Raw genomic sequence first — 21389 nt, forward strand, 5'->3', positions numbered from 1 at the left:
CAAGTACAGACTTTGCATTGATACTGACCTTTGTCTCCATTGTTGGCATACAAGTAATCTGATGGAGCACCACACTTTGGACAGAACATAGATTTAGGTACTGTAACTTTTGAACTCTTACGCCTTTGAACAGGTTTAAGAGGCTTACCTTTCTTCTTTATGTACTCAGCGAGAAGGACTTGATAATCAAGCTTTTCTGGCACTTCAATGATTGGAAGATCATCTACCTGGAGTTTTTGATAAGGTTTATTCACCGGCTGTTCTGTTGGCTTATCAAACATACTTTTACCGATTAATAGGGTAAGTAATGTTCGAATTAATTGTTCTTGAAAGTTTCTAAAAGATAATAAATAGGTTATAATTTGAGGGTACAAATTGTCACTTCCTTTATTTAGGATTCTAGTGTCGTGTGGTAACCTCACTATTACCTAAATTTCAGGGGGTGGCAATTTTTTTGCTTATAAAGCCCTCCAACAAGGTATTTTATAGCCTATTTCTTATAAAAGTTTTGACAATACGTTATCTTTAAAGGGGAGTAAACCATGAAGACAATTTTACTAATTGATGATGAGACCATGATGCTTGATTTATTATCCTTGTATTTATCTCCAATGTATAACTGTATTAAAAAGGAATCCCCCTTGGATGCACTGAGATATCTGGAATCAAACTCTGTGGATCTTATATTACTAGATATCATGATGCCCGAAATGGATGGATGGCAAGTATGCCAGGAAATTCGTAAACATTGGGATACCCCTATCATTATGCTAACTGCTATGAGTGAAAAGACAGATATCGTAAAAGGGTTAAAATACGGATCAGATGATTATATTTCAAAACCTTTTGATGAAGAAGAACTGATTGCTAGAATCGAAGCTGTGTTAAGAAGGCAAACCAGCAACTCAAACAAGGTATTTTTTCATGGCTTAGTTTTAGACAATGATTCGCATCAGCTTCAATACAATGAACAAAATGTTCCATTAACACCTAAAGAATTTTCCATGATGAATCTCTTTCTTAGCAACCCAAACAAAGTATTTACGAGAGAACATTTAATTACAAACATTTGGGGCTATGAAGTCTCCACTGAAGATCGTACCATCGACTCCCATGTTAGAAATTTACGGGATAAGCTTCGAAAGTCAGATTTTCCTGCAGAGGAATTTTTACAAACTGTCTGGGGTGTTGGCTACAAATGGACTAGCAAGGAATAACCTAAATATATGTTAGAATTATTTCCAGAAAATCCACTCATAGCTAGCTTAATAAGTATCTTACTAAATATTGCTGTTGCTATTGCTGGCATATTCCCAAGTACCTTTATAACAATTGGAACAATTAGTATTCTTGGTTTTAACTTAGGAGTTATTATATTAATTCTTGGAGAAGCTGCTGGTGCAATTATAAGCTTTACCCTCTATAGAAGGGGACTTCATAAATTATCCTCCTATTCTAAATTTAGTAAAATAGATAATAAATTTTTGAGAAAATTAAAAGATTCAGATGGGGTTCAGCCTTTTTTGTTGGTGATTCTTTTAAGAATACTTCCGTTTATTCCGTCCGGCATTGTTACTCTTGTAGCAGCATTTAGTAAAATCGGGACGTTTCCTTTCATAATCGCTAGTACATTCGGGAAAATCCCAGCCATTATAACTGAGGCCTATTCTGTTACATATTTTCTTAACCTTGGGAGAGAATTACAAATTTTGATAGTATTAGTAGTATTGTTTGCATTTTTAATCTACCTAATTTTGAAGCCTTCCTTCAATAAGTAGTATTAAGTACCCTGACAAAATACTACAAGCATAATTATTAACAAATGCTCAGATAAATTCTGAGCATTTTTCAAGTAACCCTTTTTCTATAGACAAAAACAAAGGAGTAGCCTACCCCTTTTGAGATGGCAATTTTCAACCACCTTCTATGCATGTTACAGAGGAACTGCCGACAACCGAGTTCAATTCTTGAAGCAATGAAACTAAGAGTTCATTTCCAACTAAGGTTTCTAATGATTGTTTTGAATGCATCGGCAAGATATACTTTTTGAAAACAACTGCCGTTTCACCCCAGGCATTAATAATTCTTTCTGGAGACATATTTGATTGTATAACCATTTCAGCATCCCCTTTTATTTTATTATTATCATAATTTAGTACTGTTGCTATTTCTTATTCAATTTTAAAAAGAATTTTATTAGGCTCTACATGGACGTGTACATCGTATACTCCATATTCTTTCATCATGACTTTTTCAACATGAGTAGCTATGTCATGTGCCTCTGTAATATCTAGCGTCGAATTAACAAGAATCACAACATCTATTACCTCGTTATTCCCGTAGTTTCTCCCTTTAATTTCTTTTATTCCTTTAACTCCACCGACTTTTTCAATTACTTCCTGATAGAGTTGAAGTTTTCTTTCATCAAACCCATCTGAAAGATCATGAGAAGCTTGTTTAAAGATATCCCAAGCTGTTTTACAGATTAATAGTCCTACAATAATAGCAGTTACGGTATCTAGCCAAGGCATATTTAATTGAGAGCCTAATATCCCTACTGCTGTACCTATACTCACCCATGCATCTGAAATGTTATCTTGTGCTGCTGCCATAACGGCTTTGCTATTAATTTTAATAGCTAATATTTTGTTATAACGATAAACAAAATACATGACTATACTTGAAAAAACACCTGCATATACTGCCATTATATCGGGTGCCTCTTTTTCTCCTTGAAATATAGAGATGATAGCATCAGTCAACACTTGTAGTCCCACTGCTACCATAATAAAAGAAGCGACCATTGATGCAATTGTTTCACTTTTCCAATGTCCATAACCATGATCTTTATCAGCTGGTCTTTGTGAAAGTTTAAGTCCGATAAGTACGGCAATAGATGCTATGATATCGGTTGAATTGTTTAGACCATCTGCTCTTAAAGCAGCTGAGTCACTCATATATCCTATAACTAATTTAATGATAGAAAGACATATGTAAGCAATAATACTAATGATTGCCCCACGTTCTCCTAATTTAAGATCTTTATATTTTTGCTCTACCATACTACTTGTCCCCCCATTAAGCACAATGAATATGATATAACTAAAAATACGGATGGGTCTAGAGCAACCTTTTTGTATTGGTTTATATTAGTAAGTGATTTTCAAGTAAGTTGCCTATAGGAAAAACTCTCTAATCATTTGCATAAAAAGTAATCCCCTTTAGGTAACAGACTTCTATTCTTTAATCTGTCTACCTTTAGAGGATCATACTAATAATTCTCTTCTGTTGTAGTTATACTTGTAGAAAGATGCATATACAAGCTTTTGTATACAATCCCTAGTCACTCATTTTGGACATGAAAATACTTTTGCAATGTCTGCATTTGCATTTCTTTACTAACTCTGGGAACAAATTCTCCATTCATCTCTTTTATAAGGGTGTTATACATCATCTGCATGGTAATGTCTTGATAAGACATTTGCAGATGGACATTTTTCACATTGGAATCTTTCATCATAAGCGCGGAATTAAAGTTATCGCTTCCCATCAATTTTGCGGTGGCCCTTGCCTCTAGGGCTATGTCCTTATCAAATTCAGATAGTCTGCCAGCTCCCATATTAGAAAGAGAACTTTCCATATCTGGCAAATCGACCACTTTGTTCCGTTCTGGATCAATAAGAGCTAGCATGGCAACTACGTGATTTCTCAATACATTAATATTTAGTTTAAGCAAATTTTGCAAAACAGGATTACTTGCTGATCGATAGTACATTTTTAATTTATTAATTACGCCCTCGTGGGTGCTCAAATGTTCAGCAATAATTCCCAGATCTACCGCAGGTAAAGTCATTACTATTCCCCCTTACTGTCTTTTATCAGACTATGCACTAAAATGGGAATGGTTCATTGTCCTAGCCTTAATCAAGATTGGCGACGGCTAACATGAGTTGAGAAATAAACGTTCACTGTGGTCCCAACATTTAACTCACTCTCTATCTCAATTTCTCCTTGGTGGGCATCAACAAGTGCTTTCACAATAGAAAGTCCAATTCCGATTCCACCCGTCTTTCTATCTCGGGATTTATCACCCCGGTAGAACCTTTCAAATAGATACGGTAGATCTTCCCCCCGTATTCCTATTCCTTCATCCTTTACAGAAAATCCAATTAAACTCTCTATCTCCACTATGGAAATCACTACATTTTTTCCTGCATGAGTGTATTGGAGAGCGTTATTTACTATGTTTGTTAATATTTGAATGACACGATCACGATCAGCTTGAAACCAATATTCTCTTTCTGGTTTAATAACTGTAAGATTAACCCCTTTATCGATAAAGGATGGTTCAAACTGCGTTTTTATTAAATTGAGAATACTAGTAGCTTCTACGTCTACCTTCTGTAATTTAATTTGAGGATTCTCGGCTGCTAAAAGTTTTTCTAATTCATTTACTAGACGAACTAACCGCATTAATTCATCATGGCTCTGCTGAAGCCTCACAGGAGTGGGTTCCCAAATTCCATCTTGATACGCCTCAATTTGACTCCTCAATGTAGCTAGAGGTGTTCGGAGTTCATGTGCAAGATCTGCAGTAAATTGTTTTCTGAGTGTCTCCTCTTTAGAAAGTGCTTCTGCAAGATTATTAAAGGAATCTGCTAACGGTTGCATCTCTTTTGACAGCTTATCGAGAGTTACTCTAGTGTTCCACTTATGTTTTTGTATGGCCTGAATGGCTTTAGATAGCTTATCGAAGCTAGTAGTCAATCGCTTAGAAAACAAGATACTAAATACGAACGATAGGATAATAGTAATAAGAGCTCCTATATAGATATTTTTCTTGATTGAATTGAGAAATGAAAAATCCTCATCAAGAAAACTGTCAGGATAATAAACTTTTATGCTTCCAATAAATTGCTGCTCTATTGATAAATCGTAAGTGAAAGATAGATACTCGACACTATTCGAAAGGGAATCAGATTGCTTTCCCATGCTTTCCATCATTCCGAGCATCATCTTAGTATTAGCTAACAGTTCTCCATCTTCATCGTAAATCTGATAAAATAAATTCTCTGTCATGGCCTGCTCATGTAGTAAACCCATTATTTCATCATCTAAAAGACTTCCCGATTCTGTATACTCACTTATTACCTCATCTTGTAAAAGACTAATGTCTTGCTCCCGGTTCTTTCTTAAGTAATCTGTAAAGTGATCCTCAAATCCCCATAAGATTGAAAAACTTGAGAGTAAAATTCCACAAAGTGAAACAACTAGGAAGTAAGATAAAATTCTAGAACGTAATGTTCGGTGCATCTGGCTTTCCTCCAAACTTATAGCCCATACCAAAAACAGTCAAAATGTATTCAGGATGTCGGGAGTCATCTTCAATCTTCTTTCGCAAATTTTTGATATGAGTATCTATGCTTCGTTCATAGCCCTCAAAATAGACACCATCGTCCTGTACTTTTTCTAATAAATCTGTCCTACTGTATACACGGCCTGGAAAACTTGCCATTGTGAAAAGAAGCTTATATTCAATCGGTGTCAACGCAAGCGTTTGACCGTTTAGTAGCACTTCTCTTTTCAATGCATCAATTATCAGAATCCGGTCATTGAAAGCGAGATGATTTGTAGGTTTCTTTGTCCTCCTCAATAGTGCTTTTACTCTTACAACCACTTCTCTAGGACTGAACGGTTTGGTTACATAATCATCTGCACCAATCACAATCCCATTTATTAGGTCTTCTTCTGCTGATTTTGCTGTCAGCATGATGATAGGAATATCGCTTTCTTTTCTTATCAACCTGCAAACCTCTTCTCCAGATATATCGGGCAACATCAAATCTAAAATAATCATATCCGGATTATGTTCCTTTGCTCTTTTGAGTGCATCTATTCCATTTGAAGCAGAGATGATATTCCATCCCTCTTTTTCAAAATAAGCTTCTAAAACTTCTAAGATCACTTCTTCGTCATCAACCATTAGAATTTTCGTCACGTCGAACCACTCCTTGTACGTATTTTAGCATCTTCTAAAACGGAAAAAGAAATCTTCACAACTTCCACATAAGTTCTCCATAAGATCTCCATTAGCTAAAGTTATGATGGAATCAAGAAAGGAGATGAATAAAAATGAAAAAGAAATTACTAGTTGGAATTTTAAGCAGTGCGTTTATTTTAGGTGCTGGGACATTAACCTTTGCCCAATCGAATGGTGAAGGAGAGGGGTGGTTAAATTTTGATCAGATGCAACCCCAGATTGAAGAAATGCATCCAGATTTAACAAAAAAGGAACAGAAAGAGATGTTTGATGCCTGCCACGGAGAAGGCGGAATGATGGAAAACTATAATAGTGAAAACGCAAAAAATATGATGAATCAATTCTAAATTAAGAGGTGATTCCAAATGATGGGTGGTCATGGGATAGGAATGATGGGATTTGGACTTCTAGGATGGGTGCTCAACCTTCTCGTAAATGGAATCGTTGTATACTTTGCGGTCAAAATTGCAATAAAAAATACAAAACTGTAATTGTAAAAGGGAAATTTAAGTGAATTTTCACGGTTCAACGTGGTGAAGGGTTTGTTCTCACCAATCATTTATTAATAGAAATAGTCTTCTACTTTTATGTAGATCTCCTTAGCTATAAAGCTTGATAAGGGGACCTTCCGATATAAATACAAAAAAACGATGCACTTCACAATTTGATATGGAAGCGCATCGTCTTTTTCATTATGCTGTTCAGTGATGGAATGTCTAGGACAGTCATTCCGACATCAAATTCCTATTTCGAAATTCCTCTTTTTTATAATCACACAAATTCACAACTGCTTAGGTGATATTGTATTATTTTAACTGCATAGTTGTAATACAAGTGCCATCGCTTTCGAAGGTAGAAACCTCTGACTCTACCCTTTTTCCGTCGTGAGTAATCGTTATACGGTAGGTTTTATCTCGTGGTAGCCATAAATCAATGAATCCATTAGATTGAGATTTTAATGTTTCATCCAAAGTTACGTTTCTTTCCATGTCTTCAATATATACGTCAAACTCTTTTTCCGACAATTCTCCTTGACAACCTGTCAAGCTATGGTTAGTTCAGGGATGGGTTTCATTGACGTAAGGAGCAATAGAAACAAAGAAGTCATCCTCAGGTAAGTCATAAGTTAACTCACTTTCATCGCTGTCGGTTACAATGAGTTGTTTTGACGTAATTGAGGCGGACTTATTTTTTATATTGCCTACACTATAATCTTGCACCAGTTCCTTAATGTTTTCCGTTTTTGCTGGTTGTGTTCCATCATTATCGTTTGAACATGCCCCTAATAGCAATGATAAACCAATAAATATAGGTAACATGAATTTTTTTCTGCTCTTTCTTAGCACTTTATGTAATCCTCCTTTCATAATCAATGATTAATATACTCAGAAAGTGTGCAGATTTTCTGCATTTTATTTTTCATTTCTATGAGAAAGAGACTTTTCAAAAACAGAATGCTGGATTTCTTTATCCCTTCTCGGTGATCGTATCAAGAACTCCCATTTAAATTAGACAGATGACTCTAAAGTCGAAAGAGAAATTTAAAAGGAGTAACCTACTCCTTTTTAGTTGGCATTTGTCAGTCACCTTCAATACAAGTAGCAGTTGAACTTCCAACAGCAGCATTTATTTCAGTAAGAAGATTAAAAAGCATCGGAAGTACTCTCCCATGCTTAATACTCTTAGTTTTTTAATGTTCCTTTATCCATTAATGTTTCCCAATTCTGACCGCCATCTTCACTGATGAGAAGGGTATTTTCAAATGTAACCACTGCTAACTTTTCTGTTTTCTCTGGATGAATAGCAATGTAGGCAACAGCATCTTGTCCAAGGTTGAGACCTAATTTTTCCCAATTATCTCCATTATCATTGCTGATCATAATCCCAGCATCATTTTCTAATATAGAGTAGCTAATTAAATCACTAGTGTCTGGAATAGTGCTCAAAGCTGTAATTAAACGTGTACTATCGATACTATCCCATGTTTTCCCCCCATCATCTGAACGCAATACACCTTCATTCGTACCTGCAATCAATACATTTTCATCATTTGAAAGTGAAACGAGTGAATAAATCCCATGCAAATCTTTAGGCAACCCAGTAGAATCTATTTTTTCCCATTTTTCACCTTTGTTGATACTCTTGTAAATTCCGGGTTCATAATTGCCACTTTCCATTTGAATAACGCCAAATAATAAATTAGGATTTGTATCGTTTGAAGTTAATACATGGAAATCCACTTCTCCAAGTAAAGATTTAGATTCCCAATTATCCCCATTATCTATACTCTCCATTAAACCAAGAGGATTAGGAAGATCAGAATCGGGTCCAGGATGACCGCTTGTGAGCATGGTCCCGTCAGACTGTACATGAAATCCCATAAAATCAAAATCATTATTTCCTGTATAAAACCAATTTTCCCCTTGATCTTTAGTCTGAATCATTCCTTCATGAGAAGCCATATATATGGAATCATTTTTTGTATAAGCAAGTCCGTGAATATGTTCTACTTTATAACCGTCTTCAACAGTTTCATTGGTATTGTCATCACTATCAGAACTGCAAGCAGACAAAAGTAACCCTGCTGATATTATTCCAGTAAATATTTTTAATTGTATCTTCATTTTGTTCTCCCTCTAGCATGTTGTATTGGTTCTAGCTGATTCCAAATTTAATATACAAATTCAGTTTACATTAAGAAAGCATATTATGTGGAGTTTCCCTATTTATTTTTATTTGGACTCAATATTAACTGTCTAAAAATCGAACCCATTAAGGATATACTATTATCAATTCTAATTTCTGAAGTCTCTATGTTTCTTAAAGTTTCTCTATTAATATTCGCCCCCCACAGCCTTACAGTTAACGGGTTTAAAACATTCATTGTCAACCCTATTATTTTATTCTCACTTCTCATATGTTCTAACATATAGATTTTTCCTGTTGGTTTACAAACTCTACGTATTTCCTTCAGACCTTTTATTGGATCCGGAACTGAGCAAAAAACACATGTCGAAACAATAGAATCAAAAGTGTTATCTGGAAAGGGCAAGTTCTGAATGTCTGCGTCAATCAACTCAATAGGATATGGGAAATTTCCCCTTTTCACCTTTTCATTTGCATGGTTAAGCATTCCACTACTAAAATCCACACCAGTTAGTGAATGAATATGCTTCGGATAATAAAGAAGATTAGTACCTGTCCCAATTCCTACTTCTAGAACTTCCCCCGAAACTTGAGAAAGTAAATTGAGTCTCCATGTATCTTTTATCATTTTATCCATAACCTCATAAATGCTAGAAATACGGTTATAACGTCTTTTTATTACTTCACTTGTATTCACCCTCAAAAATCACATCCAGTTCTCTAGCCCGTTATAAAAGTTCTTTACCTGAAAGTAATCAAAAAAATGGCATGCTCAACATTTATCCTTCTATAGATTGTTCTACCAGAACTTCCTTAGACGAATTCTCTTTTTCTTAATTCTGAGGAAGATAAAAGAGCTGACAATTCCTATAACAACAATAAAGGTAACAGAGTTTAAAGAGCCAAAATTTCCAGCTTTTTCTTCTGTCATTTGTTTTTCTTTTTTTATTTCAGGAGTTTTCATTTCCCTAATGGGGAATGTAACAATTTTTTCTTGGAATTGGTTTTTAATTTCAAGAAGACCTTCTTTAGTGATTTCCTCTGTGATTTCTTCATTATTAGTAATGGGAAAAGAATACATTTCATTTGTAATAAACTTTTTACCATTTAGAGAATATTCTTTTCCCTTTGGAATAGCAACTAGTTCAAAATTGTTAAAAGCATAGTCAAGTAGTTCGACTGTATCATTATAAATAATATCTTGTGACTGCCCCTTTAAAACAACAGCAATTACAGACATATTTCCCCTTTTTGCAGTAGTTATTAAAGTATGTTTTGATTCGTCAACATACCCAGTTTTCCCTCCAGTAATCCCCTCATATGGTCGCTCTCGCATCAATTTATGATGATTGTAAATTGTGGTATCCCATACCTCTCCATCCCATTTTAAATCTCTTATCCCAAAAATCTCACGGAAGTCAGCGTTTTTCATCGAATATTGAGTCATAATAGCTAAATCTCTTGCCGTAGTCGTATGGTTGGGATTAAACAACCCATGTGGATTTACAAAATGAGTACGATTCAATCCAATTCCCTGTAAATAAGCATTTAGACTAGCTGCAAATTCTTCCTCAGACCCATCCAAGTACTCTGCAATAGCAACTCCTGCATCATTTCCTGAGTTAATGAGCAATCCTTGGATTAGTTTTCTTAAAGAAACTTTCTCCCCTACTTCTAAATAAACTCTAGTGCCATCCACTTGTCTGGCCCTTTCACTAACTGTAACTAAATCTTCGAGGTTTCCTTTTTCTATTGCATATATAGCTGTTGCGACCTTTGTTAAGCTAGCCGGGTACATTAAATGGTCAGCGTTCTTTTCGTATAGAACTCTACCACTGCTCTCTTCAATTAAGATGGCTGCTTCACTTAGTATTTTTGGATCTTCATTCGGTTTATCAGCAAATGTATTAGATTGAATAGCTAAATTGAGAAGTATTGGGATTATAAAAATACTCAGTGTTTTTTTTGCTATTTGATCGAAGTTAAGATTATTCTTTGAAAATCCTAAAGTTCCTAATTTATTCTTATACTTTTTATTCATTAATTCTTACCCCATGTTTAAAATCAAAATCCCCATGTATCATAAAATATAAATATGAAGAAAGTATGCAGATTGAAAGTAAGAAATAAAATTATCGGAGTAGTTGTTCCTTTTGAGATTGCTCACCTAAAATTGCTTTATTTCCAAAAAATGACCTCTATCTTACATAATAGAGGTCATTGACGTTAACTAGAGCCTTTTATAGGATATCTCAAAAATCATAAATCTAATTATCATGTTGCTCCGTATTAGAATGGTTAGGATTATCAGCAGGACTTGCCACGGATGTTATAGCATAATATGCTCCTAGTACTACAAACAAATAAACGCTTGCAGAAAGAATCCATTTTTTCATATGACATATCCCCCTATAATTTTACTTTTTGTAGACGTAACGCATTTAGCACCACAGATACGGAGCTAAAAGCCATAGCAGCACCTGCAAGCCATGGAGCCAGGAACCCGACTGCCGCAATCGGAATACCAATCGTATTATAAGCAAGAGCCCAGAATAGGTTTTGCTTAATGTTTCTCATCGTTTTATGGCTCATTAAAATAGAATCAGGAATACTGTTTAGGTCTCCACGAATCAAGGTTATATCAGCTGCTTCCATTGCAACATCGGTTCCTGTTCCAATCGCCATACCAATATCAGCAGTAGCAAGTGCAGGTGCATCGTTAATTCCATCTCCAACCATGGCAACAATTTTACCCTCTGCCTGAAGTTTCTTAACTTCTTCTGCTTTTCCTTCCGGTAAAACCTCAGCGATTACATGATCAACTCCAGCTTGTTTGGCTATTGCCTCAGCAGTTTGCTTGTTGTCACCAGTAATCATGATAACTTGAAGTCCCATTTCTTTCATACGTTTGATGGCCTCTGTTGAGGTTTCCTTAATAGTATCTGCAACAGCTACTAGACCTACGTATGAACCGTCAATGGCAGCTAACATAGCCGTTTTCCCTTGTTTTTCGAGGTCTTCCATTTCCCCTAGGACATCCTCCACGTCCACATTATGCTGCTTCATAAGACGGCGAGTTCCAACTAATACTGTTTTTCCATCCACCATAGCTTTAATTCCGTATCCAGGGATGTTTTCAAACTCAGCAACATCCTTCAAATCAATTGATTTGTCCTTAATGCCTTCTACAATTGCCTGAGCTAATGGATGTTCAGATTGCTTTTCTGCAGAACCAACTAACGATAAAAATTCTACTTCATCTTGAACAGTAATGATATCTGTAAGAACAGGAGCTCCATTTGTAATCGTACCAGTTTTATCTAGTATAACTGTATTCACACTATGAGTTTTCTCGAGATGCTCTCCGCCTTTAAAAAGGATTCCGTACTCAGCAGCACGACCTGAACCGGCCATTATAGATGTTGGTGTTGCTAATCCCAATGCACATGGACAAGCAATAACAAGAACGGCAATTAATTTTTCTAGGGCTTCAGCAAAGTTGCCTGGATCTACCCAGATATACCAAATTAGAAATGTAATAACCGCAATTCCTACCACGATTGGAACAAATATCCCAGAAATTGAGTCAGCCATGCGCTGAATAGGAGCTTTTGACCCTTGTGCCTCTTCCACTACTTTAATAATTTGAGCTAAAGCCGTTTCTTTTCCTACCTTTGTTGCTTCGATCTTAATAAAACCATTCTTGTTAAGGGTAGCTCCAATGACTGTATCTCCTACCGATTTATCTACTGGAACACTCTCCCCTGTTAGCATCGATTCATCAATTGCTGAGCTGCCCTCTAAGACAAGTCCGTCAACAGGAATTTTTTCGCCCGGTTTAATTAACAGAACATCACCACTAACTACTTCTTCTAATGGAATTGTTTCTTCTACACCATCGCGAAGAACGGTCGCTGTTTTTGCCTGTAAACCCATTAGTTTTTTTATTGCTTCAGACGATTTCCCTTTTGCTCTAGCCTCAAAAAGTTTTCCAAGAATGATTAACGTAATTAGTACAGCACTCGTTTCAAAGTAAAGCCCCACCGAATGAGCATTGCTTCCAATCGTTTGTATGGCCAAATAGACACTATAAAAATAGGCGGCTGATGTTCCTAAGGCAACTAGGACATCCATATTGGCACTTTTATTTTTTAAAGCTTTGTATGCTCCTACATAAAATTGTTTACCAATAAAGAATTGTACGGGTGTTGCTAATGCCATTTGGACCCAAGGATTCATAAGCGCTTCAGGAACGTAAAGGGAAGATGTAAAACTAAAATGACCAAACATTGCCCAAAGAAGTGGCAATGATAAGATGGCTGAAAAAATAAATTTCCCTTGCTGTTTCTCGATTTCTTTTTGGCGATGGTCAACTGTTTCTTTTTCATTTTCATCACTTTTTACCATAGCACCATAGCCTAGGTCCTCAACTTTTTGAATCATCTCTTTAGGAGAAACAACAGAAGGATTATATTCTACTGATGCTTTCTCGAGAGCTAAGTTCACATTTGCTTGAACTATCCCTTCTAACTTATTAAGGCCCTTTTCAATTCTTGTTGCACATGCCGCGCATGTCATTCCAGTTAGGACTAGTTCTTTCTTTTCTGTAACCACATCGTACCCTAAATCCCTTATTTTTTTCTGAATATCCGTAGGGCCCATTACATCTGAATCAAATTTGACCATCGCTTTTTCCAGCGCAAGATTCACATTTGCCTCTTGTACACCATCCATTTTATTTAACCCTTTTTCAATTCTTGTTGCACATGCGGCACAGGTCATGCCAGTTACTTGAAATTGGTTTTCTATCGTTTTTCCACTCATTTTTCAACACCTCATACCTACACAGGGTATATTTTATTATAAAAGAGGAACGTGCTTAAATTAGCACGTACCACTTAGCCTTATTAATTTACATCATAGCCTTGATCATCAATAGTTGTCTTAATGGATTCTAAAGTTACCTTGTTAGAATCAAATTCTACATCTACAGTTCCGTTTTCTAAATGAACTTTTACTTCGGAAACTCCATCAAGCTTTCCAACGCTACCTTCCACTGATTGTACACAATGACCACAAGACATTCCTTGCACCTTAAGAGTTACTTTTTCCATTTATATCGACTCCTTTTATTTTTTCATTAATTTTTGAATCGTTATTAGAACCTCATCTAAAACTTCCATGTCGCCTTCTTGAATTCTGTCAACTACACATTCTCTTAAATGAGCATCAAGCAGAATTTTTGCGACACCATTTAATGCTGCTTGACTGGCAGAAATCTGGGTAATAACATCATCACAGTAAGTATTTTTTTCAATTAGTCCTTTTATGCCCCGAATTTGACCTTCAATCCGGTTGAGCCGAGACACTTGATTCTTTTTTACATTCTCAGAATGATAACTTTTCTTTTCACCTGATAACGAACAACATGGTACCTCAGCTGCCGGACTATTAGTTAATTCGGTTGCCATTTTAGTTCCCCTCCTTGATTGTATTATAGTATACCCTTGTACCCTATATAAAGTGACATTTAATAAAAAGTTTGATAATTTTGTGAAGATTTATTTAGGTGAATTTTCTATGCTACATCTATCGAATAAAATACTTCACTTTTAAAAGCAATTTCTAAATACATAAATACCTATTTTTCTTATAGTTTGAGACATTTCCCTGAAAAATATTTCAAAATTTCAAGTCATGTCTACTGTTTTGAAAATCAAATTATAAAATACATAAACTCCGCCGTACCTTTAACATGGCTGGATTTTTATTTATGATTCTTTTTTTATCATGGTAGAGAGGGAATCTATTTCTCTTTGAAGTCTTTCATTCTCTACTTCAATCTTTGTCATTTTAGTATTTAATTCCTTTGACGAATTATGATGCTCGTGACCCCCTCCATGACTGTGACCCTTCATCATGAAAATCATCATTAACGGACATATCAACAAAAGTAACCATTCCAATTAAATCACTCCTATCTTTTTCTGTATCATACAAAAAAAATATGAAGATTTTATCGAGTTTTGAATTTATTGTAATGAATTTGCAACCAAATTATTGTATCTATGTTGATTAAAATTGAAAATAAATTTTGTATTCAAATGCAAATATAAAAAATCTCTTTCAAGCTAACAAAATAAAAAGAGCTTTCCTTTAATGGAATAGCTCTTTTAAGTACCAAAACACTTATTTAACAGGAGATAGTTCACTTTCTGTTACCCATTTATGATTTTTCACTTCCTCACCGCCAGTCGTTGTCGTGAAGTCCACCATATAGACCGTGGTTTCCTCAGCAGAATCAATTACAACTGTTGCATCTTCCATCCCTTCCATATGGTAAGCCTCTGTCTTCGCTTCTGCACCTGGTTCAAGAGGTGTTTCTCCAGCATCGATAAGCTCTTCATGAATGACCCACTTATGATTAGTCACTTTCTCTCCACCAGTTGTTGGAGTATATGAAATAGAATAAACAGTAGTATCATATGCACCGACTATAGTTGCCTCAGCACCCTTCATTCCTTCCATGTGGTCAGATTGGATAACCGCTTTGCTACCAACAGGATAGGTTGGATTTTCAGCCTCTTTTAAACCTTCAGGTACTTCACCTGAGCTAGACATATCCATATTACTATGGTCCATTCCTTCCATGTCCTCCTCCGAACTAGAATGGTCCATGCTTTCTTTTTCAGTATCCATATTTTCTTGATTTGCATTTTCTGTCTCTTCATTTGTTGATTTAGTATTTTCATTGTTTCCACAGGCACCAAGAACTAATATTAATGCTGCAAGTAAGCCTAATAAAAACCGTTTTTTGAAATTTATCATCTTTTTATCGTCCTCCTTTTCATAAAGTAGTTTATCCTAAAGTTTTGCAGAAATTGTGTATTTATAGTTATTGAAGTTGCTTATATGTACGCATCTGACTACCACCTAAAAAAGGATAGCTATGAAAGAAAAAATTTTTCAATGGTTTGTTTTTAAGAACCCTAATCATAATAAATGTTTACCAAAAATCATTGAAGTTATTATTATTATTATTATTATTATTATTAGTGTTTTGAAAAGGCTATATTTGTTTGAGATGTTAAAAAGGTATGCAGACACTTATCCGCATACCTTTTTTATCATTATTATTTATTAATTTATCAGATGTTTAAGCTCTTCTAGCCCAATTCGATTAACAAACTTAAAAAACGGCTCCCTTTTCTTACCTTGTTCAGTATAGATTTCAATTATATGGTCGACGACTTCATACAGTTGTTCAGGAGCAAGCTGTTCCATTAAAAGAGTTCCAACTTGGGCATCCTTCCCTTTGGCTTTACCCCCAAGATATAAATCATATTTCTCTCCTACTTTCATAACACCAATATCATTCACTAAAGGTTCACCACACCCTACTGGACATCCTGTGTAGGCTGGACGAAGGGTAAAAGGTACTGATTTCCCTGCTATTCGTTTATTAAGCTCTTTTGCAACAGGCATTCCTTCCTCTTCTTCTCCTTTGCAGAAATTACAGGTTCTTAAACTTTTCACGTAATTGCCAACTAGGTATACAGATAACCCCACTTGTTTAAATTTTTCTTTAACTAATTCCATTTGACTTTCAGGTATTTCTATATAAAGCTGTTGGAATGTTGTTAATTCAAGTTCGTCATTGTCACTCATATGTTCCGCTATGACACAAAGTTGTTTAGCATTCAATTTTGAGCCAAACGCAATACCTCCATTAATAGCTAGTTTGACCATCGTATCTTGATTTTCCACGTTTTAATTCCCCTTTTATTTTTCTAATACATCCATTTTCTTAAATGAACAAGGTATCGCCCTATAAACTCTCTTAATCTTTATATAAGCCTTTTGTTAGTCAATTTTTAACAGTTGAGCATTAATGGCACAAATAATGGTACTTAGGGACATTACAACTGCCCCTATAGCTGGAGTAATGACAATACCAACGCTATTTAGGACGCCTGCTGCTAAAGGAATAGCAATAATATTGTATCCTGCAGCCCAGCCTAAGTTTTGAATCATTTTTCTCCGACTTGCTTTTGAAAGTTTAATAATATTTAAAATATCTATTGGACTGCTATTGACAAGTACAACGTCCGCAGTTTCAATTGCAACGTCGGTTCCTGCACCAATTGCAATTCCTAAATCTGCTTCGGCAAGGGCAGGTGCATCATTAATCCCATCCCCTATCATTGCGACTTTTTTCCCACCTTGTTTTAGTTTTTTGACGTTATTTGACTTTTCATGTGGCAAAACTTCTGCAATGACTTGTGATAGTCCAAGTTGTTCACCTACATAATTTGCTACTCGACTGTTATCTCCAGTCATCATCACAGTTTCAATTCCTCTGTCATTCAGTTCTTTAATTACTTTATAGGAGGATTCTCTTATAATATCTGCTAAAGCGATCATACCTTGTAACACATTATTTTTTAATACAAAAACCACTGTTTTCCCTTGTTGTGCGAGTCTATCGTACGTATTCTCATCGAAGGAAATTTTATTCGCCCTCATTGCACCAGGACTAACAATTGAAATTTCTGCATCATTTATTTGAGCAGTTAAGCCTTTTCCTGTTAGGTTTTGAAAACCTTTAACTTTATAAAGTTTCAAATTGCGGTCTTTTCCTGCTTTTACTATTCCTTTGGCAATGGGATGGTCAGATTGAGTCTCAACGGAGTAGGCTAAGGTTAAAAGTTCTTCTTCACTAACACCTTTACTTGGTTGAACATCTGTCACACCGAAATTTCCTTCCGTTAAGGTTCCAGTTTTATCAAACACAATCCGGTCTAACTGATATGCGCCTTCAAATGCGATACGGTTACGAATTAACAGACCTTTTTTAGCTGCTATGGATGTTGAACGCGCTGTAACCAATGGTGTTGCTAGGCCCAAAGCATGTGGACAAGCGATAATTAAGACCGTAACCATTCTTTCTAGAGCAAATTCATAATCTCCAGTTGTCCACCAATAAGCTAGCGTAATAATTCCTACAACAATTGCAACATAGAATAACCATTTAGCAGCAATATCTGCAAAACCTTGTGCTTTCGATTTTGTTTTTTCCGCATCACTTACTAATTTTATAACCTGTGATAGATAGGTGTCATTTCCTGTTTTACTCACTTTAATCTTAAGTACACCTTCCCCATTAACGGCTCCACCAATCGCTTCCATTCCCGGCCCTTTTTCAACAGGAACGGATTCACCAGTCAACATTGACTCATCAACAGTTGAATCACCTTCAATTATTTCTCCATCAATCGGGATCTTTTCCCCAGATTTAACAAGAATAATATCTCCCGGTAACAAATCCTCTACCGATACCTCCACAATATTTCCCGAATCATCAATTTTGTGGGCTTCCTTTGGCATTAACTTGATTAACTCTTCTAATGCTTTAGAAGCACCCATAACAGATTTCATTTCAATCCAGTGACCAAGAAGCATAATAACTATTAATGTAGCTAATTCAAAGAAAAAATCACTTCCCTCGATAAAAAAGGCGGTTAAAGTGCTATACACATAAGCGGTTACTATAGCCAGTGAAATTAATAGCATCATGCCAGGTGTTCTATCTTTAATCTCATTCCATGCACCGAATAGAAATGGTTTTCCACCATAGAAAAAAACTATAGTTGAAAGTAAGAATATTAATAAGGTATCACCCGTAAAGTTTATCTCATATCCAAAAAGCATTTGAATCATGTGTGATAAATACGAAATAGGGATTGCTAGAACTAAAGAAACCCAAAAACGTTTCTTAAAATCCTCTAACATGTGTTCGTGATGTCCCGAATGACCTCCTCCATGCCCTTCATGATTGCCGTGTTGGTGGGTATGCTCAACTTTTATTCTATGAACATGTCCCTCATGCATACCGTGATTATGGTGATTACTATGGACATAGTGTTCATGTGTTTTATGTGTTTCATGTGTTTCATGTGTTTCATGCCTATTATGATTATGATGATGAACATGTTGTTTCTGATTGTGACTATTATTACCCTTACCCTGCTTTCCCACTTTTCTCACTCCTTTTATAGATTATTTACGAAAATATTGCGCTTATGCTTAATTTGTCCTTTGCATTATTATAATACAATATACCCCATAAGGGTATGTATATTATGTTAAATTTTAGTGCAATTTTTGTGCAGTTTATATTTCAGCTAATCTTTTAATTTCTTTTTTCTAAAGGTGAGTCTCATGCAATTTATTGCAGAAATTTATTAGCATGTCTTATCTTTAGATTACATATGATAAATCAAGAAATATAGGGAGTTGATTAGTTTGAGCTTTTACCACTACTTTGTGTTTTTTACTCTATTACTACTATCTCTTCTATTTGCCATTTTAAGTTTTTACTATAAAAACAGGTTAAGAGACATGTCAGGTATGATGCTATCAATGATAATAGGGACAAATATTGGATTAACAGTTGGAGTCTTATTAGGATCCAGTTATCAGGGAAACCTATTCTATTCGACTCTCTATTCAATTGTCGGTGGTGTACTCGTAGGAACTACTTGTGGGATCATTCTTGGAATTCTTCCTTTACTTGAAGGATTTATGGGTGGACTAATGGGCGGTATGATGGGGGCAATGCTTGGTGATATGTTAACCCAAGAAGAATCTTTCATAGTTATTAACCTGTTACTTACTTTCTCAGAAAGTGTATTATTTCTATTCCCCATCATTTGCTAATCCTTCTAAAAAAGATACACAATTGCACAATAAGAAGTGGCTCATCAAGCCCTTTTCAGCCTTTCTTTTTTTACTAATTTATTTGGTCCTAGGTAGTCAAATAGATAAAGGAATTATTTTCTCTAAATCAGAAACATACTTTCAAGAAAATCATTCAACACACAACAGAGAAACTTTACAGAAGGAATACCACCATGTTGAAATTAGTATAAATGTTCAGACCTTACAATTTACATACATTCCTTCTAAAATTGTGTTAAAGAAAGGCCAACGTGTATCTGTTACATTAAATAACAGTGATTCTATAGAGCATGACCTGGAAATTAAAAACTTTCCCACAATAAATAAAATCTCTGAGAAGCATGAAGGTCACTCAATTAAAAATCAGGACTTGCATCTACATGCCTCTGCTGAAGAACAAACAGAAATGTCTTTTACCCCAACTAAAGCCGGCACATATGAATTTTACTGTACTGTTCCTGGTCACAAAGAAAAAGGTATGGTTGGGCTTATAATAGTTACTTGAGTATCCCTGAAAAAGTTTCAGAGATTCATGAATAATTTAGTTTTATCCCCAATAAGTAATTGTATCTAGAATTCCCAATATGATAATTATTACCCCTGCCAGCCTTTGAACAATTAAACCTAGCTTTCTACCATTCTTTTTCATTAACTTTCCACTTAGTCCAAAATACCAAATTAGAAAAATAGCTAATATTAAGGGTAATGATGTTCCAATTGCAAAGACACCTGGGAGCAAAATTCCATAGGAAACAGTTATTGCCATTGGCATAAGAGTCACAAAAAATAAAATAAACATTGTAGGGCAAAATCCTAGCGTGAAGCTCATACCCATCAAGAATGCTCCCAATTTTCCTTTCTTCGTAAATCTTTTAGGTATGCTACCAAATGAAATTATATGATGGAATTTAATAACTCCAAGCATGAAAAGACCGATGATAATTAAAACAGGTCCAACTATTTTTCTAAACCAAGGAAAATAGAGGGTTAAAGTCGATTTAAACTCACTCCCTAAAATCCATACAATTAACCCAATAATAGAAAAAACAACTATTTTTCCGATAATAAAAAAAATAACCTCTCCCCAAGCTGATTGTTTTTGTACAGATTTATTACCGTAAACCATAACAGCACCTAAATTTGCTGTAAATTGGCATGGTGCTAATGCACCAACAATTCCTAATAAAAAAGCGAACAGCATAGGAATACCTTCCATACTCCTCGCAAGATTCAAAAATGGCTGGGTAAATATATTACTTAGTTGACTAAAAAATTCATACATTCGATCTGACCTCGTTTTTTAAAATTGTAGCTTTTTTATTGTTCCAATGGCTAACCAAAGCGTCTAAACGCATTGTTAATTATACAAATTTATTGAAGTATCTAAATAAATTTCATTCTACTATTTAATTATGAAAAAAGTGTGCAGAATAAAAAACATTATTTTAATGCTAATTAACTTGGTAATCCGCAAATTTTCTCACACTATAATTAAGGAATTTATCTTATAAAATGAACGGAAGGGACACTATAGATTAGAAGTGTCCCCTCCGTTCATATCATCAACTAACAAATAATGTTATACTAAAAATTTTACCATTGATACCATCAATACGCCGAAACCAACTAAAATTCCAAGAAAAGTAAAAATTGCATTTCTTGTTTCCTGCTTTTGTAGTTTTTTGTATTCTCTATAGGTGATTTCCTTTTTAGCAAATCTTAAACCATTTAGATTTGGAGCAACATAATAAATGGTACTATTCTCATCTTCAAGAATTACCTTATTAATCAAGGTTAAACTGTCCTCTTTTTGCTCGCTACTGCTAACCTGAATATTTTCTGATAATTCTACCCCAACAAATTTATACAATGTATTCTCCTTAATCATTTCACTAATTTCATAAACCTGTTGCTCAATGAATTGGTTTGAAATACACAATTTTATCACCTCATTACCTAAAGA

At 35.1% G+C, this 21389-nt stretch carries 25 protein-coding genes and 1 pseudogene; 6 read left to right on the forward strand and 20 right to left on the reverse strand.

Annotation, left to right across the window (positions count from 1 at the left end; translation table 11 throughout):
- Positions 1–374: pseudogene (locus BMSHG_RS28405) on the reverse strand (DDE-type integrase/transposase/recombinase); the annotation flags it as partial.
- Between the two features lie 168 nt (positions 375–542).
- On the opposite strand from BMSHG_RS28405, the gene BMSHG_RS06390 reads away from it, so the two are divergent.
- Positions 543–1217, forward strand: coding sequence for a response regulator transcription factor (locus tag BMSHG_RS06390; protein WP_019153607.1), 675 nt, complete (start codon positions 543–545; stop codon positions 1215–1217).
- A 9-nt stretch (positions 1218–1226) separates the two neighbouring features.
- Positions 1227–1778, forward strand: a complete 552-nt coding sequence (locus tag BMSHG_RS06395; protein WP_019153608.1) for a TVP38/TMEM64 family protein — start codon at positions 1227–1229, stop codon at positions 1776–1778.
- 135 nt (positions 1779–1913) lie between these two features.
- Here the strand turns inward: BMSHG_RS06395 and BMSHG_RS06400 are convergent, their stop codons facing one another.
- From BMSHG_RS06400 to BMSHG_RS06420, 5 genes are all read right to left on the reverse strand, one after another.
- Complete coding sequence (locus BMSHG_RS06400; RefSeq protein WP_019153609.1) at positions 1914–2117, reverse strand: hypothetical protein; 204 nt, start codon at positions 2115–2117, stop codon at positions 1914–1916.
- A gap of 54 nt (positions 2118–2171) precedes the next feature.
- Positions 2172–3062, reverse strand: a complete 891-nt coding sequence (locus tag BMSHG_RS06405; protein WP_019153610.1) for a cation diffusion facilitator family transporter — start codon at positions 3060–3062, stop codon at positions 2172–2174.
- A 281-nt stretch (positions 3063–3343) separates the two neighbouring features.
- The gene (locus BMSHG_RS06410; protein WP_019153611.1) at positions 3344–3853 is read right to left on the reverse strand and encodes a hypothetical protein; all 510 of its coding nucleotides are present in this window, start codon (positions 3851–3853) and stop codon (positions 3344–3346) included.
- 71 nt (positions 3854–3924) lie between these two features.
- The gene (locus BMSHG_RS06415) at positions 3925–5313 is read right to left on the reverse strand and encodes a sensor histidine kinase (protein WP_019153612.1); all 1389 of its coding nucleotides are present in this window, start codon (positions 5311–5313) and stop codon (positions 3925–3927) included.
- A complete protein-coding gene (locus BMSHG_RS06420; protein WP_019153613.1) occupies positions 5291–5998 on the reverse strand; it encodes a response regulator transcription factor in 708 nt (235 codons plus the stop codon). Before BMSHG_RS06420 ends, BMSHG_RS06415 begins: the two co-directional genes overlap by 23 nt.
- Before the next feature lie 134 nt (positions 5999–6132).
- On the opposite strand from BMSHG_RS06420, the gene BMSHG_RS06425 reads away from it, so the two are divergent.
- Together BMSHG_RS06425 and BMSHG_RS29235 are read left to right on the forward strand one after the other, a co-directional pair.
- Positions 6133–6387: a hypothetical protein gene (locus BMSHG_RS06425; protein ID WP_019153614.1), complete on the forward strand. Its 255-nt coding sequence runs from the start codon at positions 6133–6135 to the stop codon at positions 6385–6387.
- An 18-nt stretch (positions 6388–6405) separates the two neighbouring features.
- Positions 6406–6531: a hypothetical protein gene (locus BMSHG_RS29235; protein ID WP_019153615.1), complete on the forward strand. Its 126-nt coding sequence runs from the start codon at positions 6406–6408 to the stop codon at positions 6529–6531.
- Positions 6532–6846: 315 nt separating this feature from the next.
- Here the strand turns inward: BMSHG_RS29235 and BMSHG_RS28660 are convergent, their stop codons facing one another.
- The 12 genes from BMSHG_RS28660 to BMSHG_RS06500 form a co-directional block, all read right to left on the reverse strand.
- The gene (locus BMSHG_RS28660) at positions 6847–7359 is read right to left on the reverse strand and encodes a CueP family metal-binding protein (RefSeq protein ID WP_173391057.1); all 513 of its coding nucleotides are present in this window, start codon (positions 7357–7359) and stop codon (positions 6847–6849) included.
- Between the two features lie 363 nt (positions 7360–7722).
- The gene (locus tag BMSHG_RS06445; RefSeq protein ID WP_019153618.1) at positions 7723–8664 is read right to left on the reverse strand and encodes a F510_1955 family glycosylhydrolase; all 942 of its coding nucleotides are present in this window, start codon (positions 8662–8664) and stop codon (positions 7723–7725) included.
- Positions 8665–8762: 98 nt separating this feature from the next.
- Positions 8763–9389: a class I SAM-dependent methyltransferase gene (locus tag BMSHG_RS06450; RefSeq protein ID WP_019153619.1), complete on the reverse strand. Its 627-nt coding sequence runs from the start codon at positions 9387–9389 to the stop codon at positions 8763–8765.
- A gap of 96 nt (positions 9390–9485) precedes the next feature.
- Positions 9486–10727: a D-alanyl-D-alanine carboxypeptidase family protein gene (locus tag BMSHG_RS06455; RefSeq protein WP_019153620.1), complete on the reverse strand. Its 1242-nt coding sequence runs from the start codon at positions 10725–10727 to the stop codon at positions 9486–9488.
- Positions 10728–10953: 226 nt separating this feature from the next.
- Entirely contained in the window at positions 10954–11082 is a 129-nt protein-coding gene (locus tag BMSHG_RS29240; protein ID WP_019153621.1) for a hypothetical protein, read from the reverse strand.
- Positions 11083–11095: 13 nt separating this feature from the next.
- The gene (locus BMSHG_RS06465; protein ID WP_019153622.1) at positions 11096–13510 is read right to left on the reverse strand and encodes a heavy metal translocating P-type ATPase; all 2415 of its coding nucleotides are present in this window, start codon (positions 13508–13510) and stop codon (positions 11096–11098) included.
- An 83-nt stretch (positions 13511–13593) separates the two neighbouring features.
- Entirely contained in the window at positions 13594–13800 is a 207-nt protein-coding gene (gene copZ / locus BMSHG_RS06470; protein WP_019153623.1) for a copper chaperone CopZ, read from the reverse strand.
- A gap of 15 nt (positions 13801–13815) precedes the next feature.
- Positions 13816–14157: a metal-sensitive transcriptional regulator gene (locus BMSHG_RS06475; RefSeq protein ID WP_019153624.1), complete on the reverse strand. Its 342-nt coding sequence runs from the start codon at positions 14155–14157 to the stop codon at positions 13816–13818.
- Positions 14158–14457: 300 nt separating this feature from the next.
- Positions 14458–14652 carry a DUF2933 domain-containing protein gene (locus BMSHG_RS06480; protein ID WP_019153625.1) on the reverse strand — a complete coding sequence of 65 codons (195 nt, stop codon included), beginning with the start codon at positions 14650–14652 and terminating at the stop codon, positions 14458–14460.
- Positions 14653–14875: 223 nt separating this feature from the next.
- The gene (locus BMSHG_RS06485; protein ID WP_019153626.1) at positions 14876–15514 is read right to left on the reverse strand and encodes a YdhK family protein; all 639 of its coding nucleotides are present in this window, start codon (positions 15512–15514) and stop codon (positions 14876–14878) included.
- A 312-nt stretch (positions 15515–15826) separates the two neighbouring features.
- Positions 15827–16453, reverse strand: coding sequence for an NAD(P)/FAD-dependent oxidoreductase (locus tag BMSHG_RS06495; RefSeq protein ID WP_019153628.1), 627 nt, complete (start codon positions 16451–16453; stop codon positions 15827–15829).
- A gap of 96 nt (positions 16454–16549) precedes the next feature.
- Positions 16550–18724 (reverse strand): copper-translocating P-type ATPase, encoded by a 2175-nt coding sequence (locus BMSHG_RS06500; protein ID WP_019153629.1) that lies wholly within the window; start codon positions 18722–18724, stop codon positions 16550–16552.
- Positions 18725–18991: 267 nt separating this feature from the next.
- On the opposite strand from BMSHG_RS06500, the gene BMSHG_RS25845 reads away from it, so the two are divergent.
- Complete coding sequence (locus tag BMSHG_RS25845) at positions 18992–19405, forward strand: hypothetical protein (RefSeq protein WP_148346873.1); 414 nt, start codon at positions 18992–18994, stop codon at positions 19403–19405.
- Between the two features lie 22 nt (positions 19406–19427).
- Positions 19428–19931, forward strand: coding sequence for a plastocyanin/azurin family copper-binding protein (locus tag BMSHG_RS25850; protein WP_034658613.1), 504 nt, complete (start codon positions 19428–19430; stop codon positions 19929–19931).
- 42 nt (positions 19932–19973) lie between these two features.
- On the opposite strand, the gene BMSHG_RS06510 is transcribed toward BMSHG_RS25850, so the two are convergent.
- Positions 19974–20708 carry an urease accessory protein UreH domain-containing protein gene (locus BMSHG_RS06510; protein WP_026073352.1) on the reverse strand — a complete coding sequence of 245 codons (735 nt, stop codon included), beginning with the start codon at positions 20706–20708 and terminating at the stop codon, positions 19974–19976.
- A 297-nt stretch (positions 20709–21005) separates the two neighbouring features.
- Positions 21006–21389, reverse strand: a 384-nt coding sequence (locus tag BMSHG_RS06515; RefSeq protein ID WP_026073353.1) for a hypothetical protein, incomplete at its 5' end; no start/stop codon positions are given.

The sequence above is a fragment of the Robertmurraya massiliosenegalensis JC6 genome, assembly GCF_000311725.1.
GTDB lineage: Bacteria > Bacillota > Bacilli > Bacillales > Cytobacillaceae > Robertmurraya > Robertmurraya massiliosenegalensis.

Bases quoted from the DNA above. Each gene is read 5' to 3' on its own strand.
- BMSHG_RS06410 (WP_019153611.1), bottom strand. From the start codon at position 3,853: ATGACTTTACCTGCGGTAGATCTGGGAATTATTGCTGAACATTTGAGC.
- BMSHG_RS06475 (WP_019153624.1), bottom strand. From the start codon at position 14,157: ATGGCAACCGAATTAACTAATAGTCCGGCAGCTGAGGTACCATGTTGT.
- BMSHG_RS06390 (WP_019153607.1), top strand. From the start codon at position 543: ATGAAGACAATTTTACTAATTGATGATGAGACCATGATGCTTGATTTA.
- BMSHG_RS06395 (WP_019153608.1), top strand. From the start codon at position 1,227: ATGTTAGAATTATTTCCAGAAAATCCACTCATAGCTAGCTTAATAAGT.
- BMSHG_RS06455 (WP_019153620.1), bottom strand. From the start codon at position 10,727: ATGAATAAAAAGTATAAGAATAAATTAGGAACTTTAGGATTTTCAAAG.
- BMSHG_RS06425 (WP_019153614.1), top strand. From the start codon at position 6,133: ATGAAAAAGAAATTACTAGTTGGAATTTTAAGCAGTGCGTTTATTTTA.
- BMSHG_RS06510 (WP_026073352.1), bottom strand. From the start codon at position 20,708: ATGTATGAATTTTTTAGTCAACTAAGTAATATATTTACCCAGCCATTT.
- BMSHG_RS06405 (WP_019153610.1), bottom strand. From the start codon at position 3,062: ATGGTAGAGCAAAAATATAAAGATCTTAAATTAGGAGAACGTGGGGCA.
- BMSHG_RS06485 (WP_019153626.1), bottom strand. From the start codon at position 15,514: ATGATAAATTTCAAAAAACGGTTTTTATTAGGCTTACTTGCAGCATTA.
- BMSHG_RS29235 (WP_019153615.1), top strand. From the start codon at position 6,406: ATGATGGGTGGTCATGGGATAGGAATGATGGGATTTGGACTTCTAGGA.
- BMSHG_RS06400 (WP_019153609.1), bottom strand. From the start codon at position 2,117: ATGGTTATACAATCAAATATGTCTCCAGAAAGAATTATTAATGCCTGG.
- BMSHG_RS06415 (WP_019153612.1), bottom strand. From the start codon at position 5,313: ATGCACCGAACATTACGTTCTAGAATTTTATCTTACTTCCTAGTTGTT.
- BMSHG_RS06465 (WP_019153622.1), bottom strand. From the start codon at position 13,510: ATGAGTGGAAAAACGATAGAAAACCAATTTCAAGTAACTGGCATGACC.
- copZ (WP_019153623.1), bottom strand. From the start codon at position 13,800: ATGGAAAAAGTAACTCTTAAGGTGCAAGGAATGTCTTGTGGTCATTGT.
- BMSHG_RS29240 (WP_019153621.1), bottom strand. From the start codon at position 11,082: ATGAAAAAATGGATTCTTTCTGCAAGCGTTTATTTGTTTGTAGTACTA.
- BMSHG_RS06445 (WP_019153618.1), bottom strand. From the start codon at position 8,664: ATGAAGATACAATTAAAAATATTTACTGGAATAATATCAGCAGGGTTA.